This is a genomic window from Roseateles sp. 22389, from assembly GCF_052044995.1.
Classification (GTDB): Bacteria; Pseudomonadota; Gammaproteobacteria; order Burkholderiales; family Burkholderiaceae_C; genus Roseateles.
Map to the genome: position 1 here is coordinate 18,451 of NZ_JBQEOF010000001.1, position 12,345 is coordinate 30,795.

A 12,345-nucleotide genomic window follows, 5' to 3' on the forward strand; every position below is an offset into this window, starting at 1 on the left:
AGATCCGATGAAGCAGTGGATGAAGCCGGGCCGGCTGGTGGCGGTCGCGGCGGGCGTGGTGGTGATGGCGCTGATCGTGAAGGCGGTCTGGTTCAGCCCGCCTGCGCCGCCGCAGGTGACCTCGGCGGCGGTCGAGCGCGGCGACCTGGAAGTCAGCGTGCTGGCCACCGGCACGATCAACGCCTACAAGCTGGTGAGCGTCGGCGCGCGCGCGACCGGCGAGGTCAAGCGGCTGGCGGTGGCGCTGGGCGACAAGGTCAAGGAAGGTCAACTGATCGCCGAGATCGACGCGCTGACGCAGCAGAACGCGCTGCGCGACGCGCAGGCCTCGCTGCGCAGCGCCGAGGCGCTGCTCGGCGCCCGGCAGGCGACGCTGGTGCAGGCGGAGCTGGCCGCGAAGCGGCAGCGCGAACTGGCCGCCGGTGACGCCGGCGCCCGCGCCGACCTCGAGGCCGCCGAGGCCACGCTGAACACCGCGCGCGCCGATGTCGAGTCGCAGCGCGCGATGGTGGCGCAGGCCCGGATCAACGTGGACACCGCGCAGCTGAACCTGGGCTACGCCCGCGTGCTGGCGCCGATGGACGGCACCGTCGTCGCGATCGTGACCGAGCAGGGCCAGACGGTGAACGCGGCGCAGACGGCGCCGACGATCATCAAGCTCGCGCGCCTGGACACGATGACGATCAAGGCCCGCATCTCCGAAGCCGACGTGCCGCGCGTGAAGCCCGGCATGCCGGTCCACTTCTCGCTGCTGGGCGAGCCGGATCGCCGCATCCAGGCGACGCTGCGCGCGGTCGAGCCCGGCGACACCACGCTGGCGGACAGCTCGGCGACCACCTCCACCTCCAGCGCCACGTCGGGCACGACCAACGCGATCTACTACAACGGCATCTTCGACGTGCCCAATCCGGACGGCACGCTGCGCATCAACATGACCGCGCAGGCCACCATCGTGCTGGCGCAGGCGAAGGCGGCGCTGACGATCCCGGTGGCGGCGCTCGGCGCGCGCGAGGGCAGCGGCGGCGATCGCCACAAGGTCCGCGTGCTCGGCGCCGACGGCCGCATCGAGGATCGCGTCGTCCGCGTCGGCCTGAACAACCGGGTGCGCGCGCAGGTGCTGGACGGCCTGAAGGAAGGCGAGCGCGTCGTGACCGCCGAGGCGGCGCCGCCCGGCGCGGCGAGCGACGGTCGTCGTCCGCCGCCGCGGATGTGAGCATGGCGGCCCTGCTCGAACTGCGCGGCCTGGTCCGCGAATACCCGGCCGGCGAAGGCACCGTCGCCGTCCTGCGCGATGTGGACCTGACGATCGAGGCCGGCGAGATGGTCGCCATCATCGGTCCGTCGGGCTCCGGCAAATCGACGCTGATGAACATCCTCGGCTGCCTGGACCGGCCCACGCGCGGCAGCTATCGCGTCGCGGGCCAGGAGACCGGCGCGATGGGGCCGGACGAGCTCGCCCGCCTGCGGCGCGAGCACTTCGGCTTCATCTTCCAGCGCTACCAGCTGCTGGGCGACCTGGACGCGGTCGGCAACGTCGAGATCCCGTCGATCTACGCCGGTGCGGGCACCGCGCATCGGCATGCGCGCGCCCGCTCGCTGCTGGCACGGCTGGGTCTGGCGGAGCGCCTGCATCACCGGCCCGGCCAGCTGTCCGGCGGCCAGCAGCAGCGGGTGTCGATCGCGCGGGCGCTGATGAACGGCGGCGACGTGATCCTGGCCGACGAACCCACCGGCGCGCTCGACCAGGCCAGCGGGCGCGAGGTCATGACCATCCTCGAGGAACTGCATGCCGACGGCCACACGGTCATCCTGGTGACGCACGACGCGCAGGTGGCGGCGCATGCGCAGCGGGTGATCGAGATCAGCGACGGCGTCATCGTCGCCGACCGGCGCCGGCCGGACGCGGCGCCGCCGGCGGTGCTGGCCAAGCCCGATCCGGCGCCGCCCGGCGCGGCCTGGGCGGCGGTGCTGGGGCGCGTGGCGGAGGCCACCGGCATGGCGCTCAAGGCGATGCTGGCGCACCGCCTGCGCACGCTGCTGACGATGCTGGGGATCATCATCGGCATCGCCTCGGTGGTGTCGGTCGTCGGGCTGGGGCAGGGCACACGCGAGAAGGTGCTGGCCGACATCAGCGCGATGGGCACCAACACCATCGACGTCATGCCGGGCGAGGGCTTCGGCGACCGGCGGGCCGGCGCGATCCGGACGCTGCGGGCCGGCGACGCCGACGCGCTGGCGCAGCTCGACTACGTGGACAGCGTGACGCCGTCGGTCGCCGTGGCCGCGGGGCTGCGCTACCGCAGCGTCGACGTGAGCGCGACCGTCACCGGCGTCGGCGAGCAGTTCTTCCGCGTGCGCGGCTACACGATGGCGCAGGGCCGGGCCTTCGACGCGGCGGCGGTGCGCGCGCGGGCGCAGGACGCGGTGATCGACGAGAACGCGCGCAAGACGCTGTTCCCGAATGGCGAGCCGGCGCTGGGCGAGGTCATCCTGCTGGGCAACGTGCCGGTGCGCATCGTCGGCGTGACGGCGAAGAAGGCCAGCGCCTTCGGCAACGACGACGCGATCAACGTCTGGGTGCCCTACACGACGGCGATGAGCCGCATGACCGGCCAGGACTACCTGCGCAGCATCACCGTGCGGGTCAGCGACGCGGTGCCCAACGCGGCGGCGGAGCAGGGCATCCGGACCCTGCTGGCGCAGCGCCATGGCGCGACCGACTTCTTCCTGTTCAACACCGACAGCATCCGGCAGACGGTGGAGCAGACGACGGCCACGATCACGCTGCTGATCTCGTCGATCGCGCTGATCTCGCTGCTGGTCGGCGGCATCGGGGTGATGAACATCATGCTGGTGTCGGTGACCGAGCGCACCGGCGAGATCGGCGTGCGCATGGCCGTCGGCGCTCGCCAGAGCGACATCCTGCGCCAGTTCCTGATCGAGGCCGTGCTGGTCTGCCTGATCGGCGGCGGGCTGGGCGTGTCGCTGGCGGTCGGCGCCAGCCTGCTGTTCAACCACTTCGCCGCGGGGATGGGGTTCCGGATGATCGTCTCGATGACGGCGATCGCCGGCGCCTTCGCGGTGTCCTCGCTGATCGGGGTGATCTTCGGTTTCCTGCCCGCGCGCAGCGCCGCGCGGCTGGATCCGGTGGAGGCGCTGGCGCGACCCTGAGACCGGTTCCCCGGCCTGTCGCGCGGCGGTGCAGTTCGTCCCTGCCGGACGACGGCCCGTCGGTCGCGGCTTGGTCGCCGGGGGCCGCTGCCTAGACTGCGCCGATTTCAACCCCCGAGAGGGACCCCCGTCATGACCGCTTCCGCCCTTCGTCCCCTGACCCTGCTGCTGGCCGCCGCGGCCGCCATGCTGAGCACCGGTTGCGTGATCGCGCCCAACTCCACCGAGACCAGCACGCAGCGCATGGACGACGTGCGCCGGATGAGCGACCAGGCCACCGCCACCTGCGGCGCGGGCAACGTCAAGGAAGTGAACGCGAAGAGCTTCACCTGCAAGTGAGCCGGAAGGCGGGGCGGCGCTTCGAGCGCTTGCCCCCGTCTCCTGACAGGACTTGACGCGCGGCCCCTCGAGGGCCGCGTATCGTTTCCGCTCGCAGCAACGGGAGACGACATGAGCAGCGAACGGATCGAGCGGCCGCTGGCCGGCCGCGTGGCCGTGGTGACCGGCGGCAGCCGGGGTGCGGGCCGGGGCATCGCGCTGGAACTTGGCGCCGCCGGCGCGACGGTCTACGTCACCGGCCGCAGCACCCGCGCGGAACCGGCGACGCAATACGGCCGCATCCAGGCGCTGTCGGGCCTGGACCGCATTCCCGGCACCATCGACGACACCGCCGACGAGGTCACCGCGCTGGGCGGTCGCGGCATCGCCGCGCGCTGCGACCACACCGACGAGGCGCAGGTGCGCGCGCTGTTCGAGCGGGTGCAGGCGGAGCAGGGCCGGCTGGACCTGCTGGTCAACAACGCCTGGGGCGGCCACGAGGTCTTCAGCGGCGTCTTTGACGCGCCGTTCTGGGAGCGCTCGATGGACGAGTGGGACGCGATGCTGGACCGCGGCGCGCGCAACCACCTGCTGGCCAGCCGCGCCGCGGCGCCGCTGATGATCGCGCGCGGCAGCGGCCTGATCGTCACGACCACCTTCTGGGACCGGGACCGCTTCCTCAAGGGCAACCTGGTCTACGACCTGGCCAAGGCGACGATGACGCGGATGGCGGGCGCGATGGCGCAGGACCTGAAGCCGCATGGCGTGGCCTCGGTGGCGGTGTCGCCGGGCTGGATGCGGACCGAGTTCGTGCTCGCCGGCCATCACACCGACGAAGACCACTGGCGCGAGCGCCCCGAACTCGCGGGGACCGAGTCGCCGCGGTATGTCGGCCGCGCGGTCGTCGCGCTGGCGGCGGACCCGGCGGTGATGGCGCGCAGCGGCCGGGTCTGGCGCGTCGGCGACCTCGCCGCTGAGTACGGCTTCACCGACATCGACGGCCGCCGCATTCCGCCCTTCGAGTTGGACGCGGGCTGACAGGGGCATTGCGCTTGCGCGATCATCGCGGCTCGTTCCGTCGAGTCCAGGATCCGCCGCCATGCCCACCTCCAGCGCGCCCTTCGCCCCCTTCTTCCTCGGCACCCGGCTGCCGCTGATCCAGGCGCCGATGGCCGGCGTGCAGGACGCGCGGCTGGCGATCGCGGTCAGCAACGCCGGCGGGCTGGGCTCGCTGCCCGCGGCGATGCTGGCGCCGGACGCCCTGCGCAAGGAACTGCAGGCGCTGCGCGACGGCACCGACAAGCCGTTCAACGTCAACTTCTTCGCCCACACGCCGCCGTCGCCGGACGAGGCGCGCGAGACGCGCTGGCGCGATCGCCTCGGCCCGTATTACGCCGAGTTCGGCATCGACGCCGCGCAGATCCCGGCAGGACCGGGTCGTCAGCCCTTCACCGCGGAGATCGCCGACCTGGTCGAGCCCTTCAAGCCGCCAGTGGTGAGCTTCCATTTCGGCTTGCCGGCGCCGGAACTGGTCGCGCGGGTGAAGGGGTGGGGCAGCCTGGTGCTGGGCAGCGCCACCACGGTCGAGGAGGCGCGCTGGCTCGAGGCCCACGGCGTGGACGGAGTGATCGCGCAGGGCTGGGAGGCCGGTGGCCATCGCGGCCATTTCCTCAGCGACGACCTGACGCGCCAGCCCGGCACGATGGCGCTGCTGCCGCAGATCGTGCGCGCGGTGCAGGTGCCGGTCATCGCGGCGGGCGGCATCGCCGACGCCCGCGGCATCCGCGCCGCGCTGGCGCTGGGCGCGTCGGCGGTGCAGCTGGGCACGGCCTTCCTGCTGTGCGAGGAAGCGACCACCAGTGCCGTCCACCGCGCGGTGCTGCGCGATCCCGCGCATCACCACACGGCGGTCACCAACCTCTTCACTGGCCGTCCGGCGCGCGGCGTCGTCAACCGCGTGATGCGCGAGGTCGGGCCGCTGAACGAGGCGGCGCCGCGTTTCCCGCTGGCCACCGCGAGCATCGCGCCGCTGCGCGCGAAGGCGGAGGCGCAGGGCAGTGGCGACTTCTCGCCGCTGTGGGCGGGACAGAACTTCGCGGCGCTGCGCGAGATCGGCGCCGCCGCGCTGGTGACCGAGCTCAGCGCCGCTTTCTGACCCTGGCCGCGCTCAAGGCAGCGGCGCGCCGCGGGCCGCTTCGTAGAGCGCGTACCACTCGCCGCGGCTGAGCTGCACCCGCAGCGCATCGCCGCAGGCGCGGATGCGATCCGGGTTCGCGCTGCCGATGACGGGCTGGATGCGCGCCGGGTGCTTCATCAGCCAGGCGAGCAGGATGCCTTCGGTGCTGACCTCGTGCCGCTGGGCCAGTTGCCGCACGAGCGCGCGTGCCGCCTCATCGGCCGGGTCCTGCGCGGTGTCGCCGCTGAAGCGGCCGCGGGCCAGCGCGCTCCAGGCCTGCAGCTGGATGCCGTGCTGCTGGCAATGCTCCATCGTGCCGGCCCAGGCCAGCGCGCCGGGGCGGCTGCCAGCCTGGCGGTCGTTGAAACAGGTGGCCGCGTCCAGCGGCTCCAGGTGGCCCAGGCCCAGCTCCAGCTGGTTGACGACCAGTGGCTGCGCCAGCGCGCGGCCCAGCCAGGCCATCTGGCCGGCGTTCATGTTGGACACGCCGAAATGCGCGACCTTGCCCGCCGCGCGCAGGCGCTGGAAGGCCTCGGCGATCTCGTCGGGCTGCATCAGCGGATCGGGGCGGTGCAGCAGCAGGATGTCCAGGCGCTCGGTGCCCAGGCGCCTGAGGCTGGCCTCGACCGCCTCGACGATGTAGCCGCCGGACAGGTCGTAGCGCTTGGGGCCCTCGTCGTCGGCGAAACGGATGCCGCATTTGCTCTGCAACACGAGGCGGTCGCGCAGCGAAGGCTGGCGCTTGAACAGCGCGCCGAAGACCGACTCGGCCTTGCCGAAGGTGTAGATGTCGGCGTGGTCGAACAGGGTGACGCCGATCTCCATCGCCGCCTCGACGGCGGCCTGCGCGTGGTCGACATCCGTGTCGCTCCACGGCTGCCGGTCCCAGCCGCCGCCCAGGCCCATGCAGCCGTAGGCGAGCGGGCTGGCGGTCGGGAGGTGCTGCTGCAGTGGAAGGGCGGGGATCGCGGGGATCGCGGGGTTCACGGAGCTCATGGCGGGACCTGCGTCGTGGCGGAAACGGACATCGCGCCCGGGAGGGCGCGATGCGGTGGAGGCGCCTTCGTCAGGCGCGCGGTGCGGGATTGTGACGCGACGGGCGGGCGGCGCGTTTCAGCGCGGTTTCATCGCCCGGCGCCGGGACGGGGCTGGCTCGCGCCATGCCCGGCAAGGCTTCACGCCCACCGCCCCATGTCTCGCGCGCCGGCGTGGCCCGGCCGTCAGCAACGGTCACAATCGGCGATTCCGCCCATGACAGTCGACCGGTCCGCCCCCACCGCCTTCGCCGAGCGCGCGCTTGCCGCGCGTGCTGCGTCCATCACGCCCGCCGCGTTCTTGCGACGCGCGTTCGCGGCGATGGCCTTGCTGTTGGCGGCCGCGTTGGCCCCAGCGGGCGCGGCGCCACCCGCGGCGGCGCGAGGCGCGAGCCAGCCCGCCCCGTCCGCCCAGTCCCCCGCCCAGACGCAGGGCGCGATCACCCCCGGCGACCTGGCGGACCCGGTCCGCGAGGTGAGCCAGTACAAGGTCGACCTCTGGCAGACCGAGCAGGGCCTGCCGCTCAACACCGTCCAGGCGCTACTCGAATCGCGCGACGGCGGCCTGTGGATCGGCACCGCCGGCGGCCTGGCCCGTTTCGACGGCCGGCGCTTCATCAGCTTCGACGCCGCGCAGGCGCCGGACGTCGCCTCGCAGCCGGTCTTCGCGCTGCTGGAGGACCGCCAGGGCCGGTTGTGGATCGGGCATCCCGGCGGCGTCGCGGTCTACGCGCAGGGGCGCTTCAGCGCGGCGATCTCGAAGGCGCAGGCCGGCGGCCGGCGGATCTGGTCGCTCGCCGAAGACAAGTCCGGCGCGATCTGGGCCGCTGGCGACGGCGCGCTGGTCCGCTGGAAGGACGGCGCGGTCAAGACCTTCGGCGCCGCCGACGGCCTGCCCGCCGCGCGGCTGCGCACCGTCGCCTTCGACACGGCGGGCACGCTCTGGATCGCGACCACCGGCGCCGGCCTGTTCGCGATGACGACGGACGGCAAGTTCCATGTCTTCGACGCGTCGACCGGCTTCCCGCATCCGCAGGTGCGCTTCGTGCTGCCGGATCCTTCCGGCGGCGTCTGGGCCGCGACCGCCGGCGGCGGGCTGGTGCGCCTGCACGCGGTCGACCGCCCGGACATGCGCGTCTACACCACCGCCGACGGCCTGCCCAGCGACCACCTCACCGCGCTGGCCCGCGACCTCCGCGGCGACCTGTGGATCGGCAGCTGGGGCGCCGGCGTCAGCCGCCTCCATGACGGACGCTTCAGCACGATCTCCGCCGGGCCGGGGCCGGCCGGCGGGCTCGCTGGCGGCCAGGTCTGGTCGCTGATGGCGGACCGCGAGGGCAGCATTTGGGTCGGCACCTGGGTCGACGGCCTGAACCGGCTGCGCAACCGCGCCTTCACCGCGATCGGCACGCCGGAGGGCCTGAGCCACGACAACGTCCGCTCCGTCGTCGCCGCGCGCGACGGCGCGATCTGGGCCGCGACCGCCGGCGGCGGCATCAACCGCCTGCGGGACGGCCGCATCACGACGTTGCGCCAGGCCGACGGCCTGCCCACCGACGAGGTCTCGACGATGCACGAGGCGCGCGACGGGACGCTGTGGATCGGCACCTACACCGCCGGTGTCGCGCGGCGGCTGCCCGATGGCCGGATCGAGCGCTTCGGCCCGGACAGCGGGCTGCCCGGCGTCGAGGTGCGGTCTGTCTACGAGGACCGCGACGGCACGGTGTGGGTCGGCACCCGCTCGGCGCTGGCGCGCTTCAACGGTCGCGGCTTCGAGCAGGTCCGCGCGCCCGGATTGCCCGACGAGGGCGTCGCCGCGATCCTGCAGGACCGCGCCGGCACGCTCTGGTTCGGCACCACCGGCCAGGGCCTGGTGCGCTGGCGCGACGGCAAGGCGCGGCACTTCAGCACCGCCGACGGCCTGCTGTCCGACTGGGTCATCGCGCTCAAGGAGGACGCGCGCGGCGCGCTCTGGATCGGCACGAACGGCGAGGGCATCAACCGCCTCAAGGACGGGAAGATCGGCGCGGTGCGCCCGGCCGACGGCCTGTGGGACGGGCTGTCGCAGGTGCTCCTGGAGGACCGCGCCGGCAACTTCTGGATCACCTGCAACCGCGGTTTCTACCGCGTCGCCCGCGACGACCTGGACGGCCTGATCGACGGCCGGCTCAAGCAGGTCCGCTCGGTCGGCTTCGGCCCGGGCGACGCGCTGCGCGCCACCAGCTTCGCCGGCAACCTGCAGGCCGCCGGCGCGATCGACGCGGCCGGACGCGCCTGGCTGCCGTCGTCGTCGGGGCTGGTCGTCGTGGATCCGGCGCGCCTGCCCGGCGGCGGCGAGCCACCGGCCGTGCGCATCGAGCAGATCAAGGTCGACGGCGCGCCAGTGCCGCTGGACGGCCGCCCGCTGGACCTGCCGCCCGGCCCGGTGGCGCTGTCGGTCAGCCTGGCCGCCTCCACGCTGCGCGAGGCCGACCGGGTGCGCTTCCGCTTCTGGATGGAAGGCCTGTCGCGCGGCTGGACCGATGTGGGCCAGGACCGCGAACTGACCTTCCCGGCGCTGTCGCACGGCGAGTACCGGCTGCGGCTGGCCGCCTCGGCGGATGGCCAGCGCTGGCGCGAGGCGCAGGCGCCGCTGCCCGTCACCGTGCGGCCGCGCTTCCACGAGACCGGCTGGTTCCACCTGCTGGTGGGCCTGGCAGCGATCGGCGGTTTCGCCGGCGCCGTGATGCTGCGGATGCGCCAGCTGCGCCGCCGCCAGGTCGAGATGGAACGCCTGGTGGCCCAGCGCACCGAGGAGCTGCGCCAGGCCAATGAGCATCTGAAGCAGCTGTCCTTCCTCGACGCCGTCACCGGCCTGCCCAACCGCCGCCGCTTCAACGAGGCGGCCGACGAGGAATGGCGCCGTGCGCGCCGCGCCGGCACCTCCCTGGCGCTGGTGCTGGCGGATGTCGACGCCTTCAAGCCCTACAACGACCAGCTGGGCCACCTCAAGGGCGACGAGTGCCTGGCGGCGGTCGGCGCGGTGCTGGGGGCGTCCATCGGACGGGCGGGCGACCTCGCGGCGCGTTATGGCGGCGAGGAATTCGTCGTGCTGCTGCCCGGCGCCGACCGCGACGCGGCGCACCGGGTGGCCGAGCACATCCGCGCCGCCATCGAGTCGCTGGCGATCGCGCACCCGGCCTCGCCGGTGGGGCCGGTGATCACCGTCAGCCTGGGCGTCGCCGCCTGCGTGCCCGACGACGAGCGCGGGCTGGAGAGCCTCATCGCCGAGGCCGACGACGCGCTCTACGCCGCCAAGCGCGACGGGCGCAATCGCGTGCGCTGAGGCGTCGACGGGGGCGGCGCCGGGGCGACGACTGGCCCCCGCGCAGGCGCGTCGGCGGCCGGCGCGTCCTCTGCCAGGGGGATGCGGCCCTGTTCGGCCGCAAGGATTTCATTCCCGTGAAGCGAGCAAGGGTGTACAACCACGGACACCGCGTCACCCGTGTCCGTGCGCGCCTCCCCTCGCGCCCGTCGACCCGGCATCCCAGCGTCCGTCCGACCGTTGCCGACCATGACGACCACGCCTTCCGTTCGCCAGCACAGAGGCCGTACCTATGTTCTCGACGCGCTCGGGCAGGGCGCCGGGCCGTGGCGGGGACGCTTCGTCGTCAAGGGCGAAGAGGACGGCCGGCCGGGCGTCACCGCCTGGCATGAGCTGGAGGACGAGTTCCCGTCACCCGACGAGGCCGTCGCCCATGCCGACCGCGTGGCCTGCCAGTACATCGCCACCTTTGCGGAACAAGCGTGAGCAAACACGCGAGTCGCCCGCTCCGCCAAGCCGCGTGCCCGGCCTCGACCTTGCGCGTGCGGCGCCTGTGGCGCGGGCATGCGCGCCGCGCCGGCCCTTCCTGACGAATCGAAGCGCGCAATGACGCGGGCTGCCGGCCCGTGGGCATCCTGCTTGCCCACGCCGCTCCGCCCATGGGTCCGGGGCCGGTTCATCCGGTCGCTTGCCGGCCCGCGCATTGCCCCGTCCAGGACTGACCGTGGGCTTTCAGGGAGAAAAGAACATGCCGACGTTGTCCAACTTCAAGATCGGAACGCGGCTGGCCGCCGCGTTCGCGATCGTGATCGCCTTGCTGCTGCTGGTGCTGGCCGTCGCCGTTTCGGTGCTCAATCGCACCAGCGGCACCATGGACCGGGTGGTCGATGACCGCTACGCCCAGATCGCCGTGAGCGACGACATCAAGAATGTCGGCGACCGCGGCGTGATCGTGATCGGCCGGCTGCTGATGGCCACCGATCCCGCGCAGGCCAAGCGCTACATGGACGAGTACGCCCTCGTCCGCGCCGCCAATACCGAGAACTTCGCGCGCTTCGAGAAGATGCTCAACACCGACGAGGCCAAGGCGATCTTCGCCGAGCAGTCGGAGGCCCGCAAAGCCTACGGGGCGGCGGTGCGCAAGCTCTTCGACCTGGTCGCCGCGGGTCAGCGCGAGGAGGCCATGGCCGTCTACCAGGGCGACATGGCACAGCTGCAGGTGCGCTACTACGCGCTCATCGACAAGATGGTCGAGTACCAGTCCAAGGCCATGGCCGACGACGTCGCCCGGGCCAAGGCGGACGCGCAGCGCTCCAAGCTCTGGATGAGCGTGGTGGCCGCGATCGCCGTGCTGCTGGGCGTGGTCACCGCCTACAGCATCACCCGCTCGATCACGCAGCGCATCCACGGCGCCATCGCGCTGGCGGAGGACGTCGCCAAGGGCGACCTCACGCCCCGCGAGCTGCCGCAGAGCAGCGACGAGATCGGCCGCCTGATTGCCGCGCTGCAGCACATGGTGCGCAGCCTGCACCGGATCGTCTCCGAGGTGCGACAGGGCGCGGACACGATCTCGGCCGCCGCCCGCGAGGTGGCGCAGGGCAACGCCGACCTGTCGGCACGCACCGAGGCCCAGGCCAGCGCGCTGCAGCAGACGGCGTCCGCGATGGAGCAGCTCACCGCCGCAGTGCGCATGAGCGCCGACAACGCCGACCAGGCCAATGCCAGCGCCGCGTCCGCGTCGCAGGTGGCGAGCGCGGGCGGCAAGGCGGTGGGCGAGGTGGTCGCGACGATGAGCTCGATCTCCGCGTCCTCGCAGCGCATCGGCGAGATCATCGGCACGATCGACGGCATCGCCTTCCAGACCAACATCCTGGCGCTGAACGCCGCGGTCGAGGCCGCCCGGGCCGGCGAGCACGGCCGCGGCTTCGCGGTCGTCGCCTCGGAGGTCCGGGCGCTGGCGCAGCGCTCGGCCGGTGCCGCGCGCGAGATCAAGGACCTGATCGTCGCGTCCACCGAGCAGGTCGGCGCCGGCAGCCGGCTGGTCGAGCAGGCCGGCGCCACCATGACCCAGGTCGTCACCGGCATCCAGCAGGTCAGCGGCGTGGTCGCCGAGATCAGCGCCTCCAGCCGCGAGCAGAGCATGGGCATCGAGCAGGTCAACATGGCCATCATGCAGATGGACGACACCACGCAGAAGAACGCGGCGATGGTCGAGCAGAGCACCGCCTCGGCCAAGGCGCTGGAGGACGAGGCCGCCCATCTGAACAACGCGGTCCGCGCCTTCGTGCTGTAGCACCGGCGCGCCCCGTGCCCGCGGCACTGTCATCGCCGCGCCGTCTTCG

The 12,345-nt window shown here is 73.0% G+C and carries 9 protein-coding genes; 8 read left to right on the forward strand and 1 reads right to left on the reverse strand.

All coding sequences use genetic code 11. The features are described 5' to 3' along the window. Nucleotides 1–7 precede the first annotated feature (7 nt). The 5 genes from ACTJKJ_RS00100 to ACTJKJ_RS00120 all read left to right on the forward strand — a co-directional run bounded on the left by ACTJKJ_RS00100 (nucleotide 8) and on the right by ACTJKJ_RS00120 (nucleotide 5,644). Nucleotides 8–1,213 carry an efflux RND transporter periplasmic adaptor subunit gene (locus tag ACTJKJ_RS00100; RefSeq protein WP_440819252.1) on the forward strand — a complete coding sequence of 402 codons (1,206 nt, stop codon included), beginning with the start codon at nucleotides 8–10 and terminating at the stop codon, nucleotides 1,211–1,213. Between the two features lie 2 nt (nucleotides 1,214–1,215). After that, nucleotides 1,216–3,171, forward strand: a complete 1,956-nt coding sequence (locus ACTJKJ_RS00105; RefSeq protein WP_343608199.1) for a MacB family efflux pump subunit — start codon at nucleotides 1,216–1,218, stop codon at nucleotides 3,169–3,171. A gap of 132 nt (nucleotides 3,172–3,303) precedes the next feature. Next, nucleotides 3,304–3,510 (forward strand): hypothetical protein, encoded by a 207-nt coding sequence (locus ACTJKJ_RS00110; RefSeq protein WP_440819253.1) that lies wholly within the window; start codon nucleotides 3,304–3,306, stop codon nucleotides 3,508–3,510. 111 nt (nucleotides 3,511–3,621) lie between these two features. After that, on the forward strand, nucleotides 3,622–4,527 hold the full coding sequence (locus ACTJKJ_RS00115) for an SDR family NAD(P)-dependent oxidoreductase (protein ID WP_440819254.1): 906 nt from the start codon (nucleotides 3,622–3,624) through the stop codon (nucleotides 4,525–4,527). A 61-nt stretch (nucleotides 4,528–4,588) separates the two neighbouring features. Further along, on the forward strand, nucleotides 4,589–5,644 hold the full coding sequence (locus ACTJKJ_RS00120) for an NAD(P)H-dependent flavin oxidoreductase (protein ID WP_440819255.1): 1,056 nt from the start codon (nucleotides 4,589–4,591) through the stop codon (nucleotides 5,642–5,644). Between the two features lie 12 nt (nucleotides 5,645–5,656). Here ACTJKJ_RS00120 and ACTJKJ_RS00125 read toward each other — a convergent pair whose 3' ends face one another. Next, on the reverse strand, nucleotides 5,657–6,661 hold the full coding sequence (locus tag ACTJKJ_RS00125) for an aldo/keto reductase (protein WP_440819256.1): 1,005 nt from the start codon (nucleotides 6,659–6,661) through the stop codon (nucleotides 5,657–5,659). Between the two features lie 255 nt (nucleotides 6,662–6,916). Between ACTJKJ_RS00125 and ACTJKJ_RS00130 the strand changes: the two genes are divergently transcribed. From ACTJKJ_RS00130 to ACTJKJ_RS00140, 3 genes are all read left to right on the forward strand, one after another. Continuing rightward, nucleotides 6,917–10,024 (forward strand): ligand-binding sensor domain-containing diguanylate cyclase, encoded by a 3,108-nt coding sequence (locus tag ACTJKJ_RS00130; RefSeq protein ID WP_440819257.1) that lies wholly within the window; start codon nucleotides 6,917–6,919, stop codon nucleotides 10,022–10,024. A gap of 228 nt (nucleotides 10,025–10,252) precedes the next feature. Beyond that, nucleotides 10,253–10,489 carry a hypothetical protein gene (locus ACTJKJ_RS00135; protein ID WP_183482594.1) on the forward strand — a complete coding sequence of 79 codons (237 nt, stop codon included), beginning with the start codon at nucleotides 10,253–10,255 and terminating at the stop codon, nucleotides 10,487–10,489. Nucleotides 10,490–10,751: 262 nt separating this feature from the next. Then, nucleotides 10,752–12,296: a methyl-accepting chemotaxis protein gene (locus tag ACTJKJ_RS00140; RefSeq protein WP_440819258.1), complete on the forward strand. Its 1,545-nt coding sequence runs from the start codon at nucleotides 10,752–10,754 to the stop codon at nucleotides 12,294–12,296. Nucleotides 12,297–12,345: the final 49 nt, after the last annotated feature.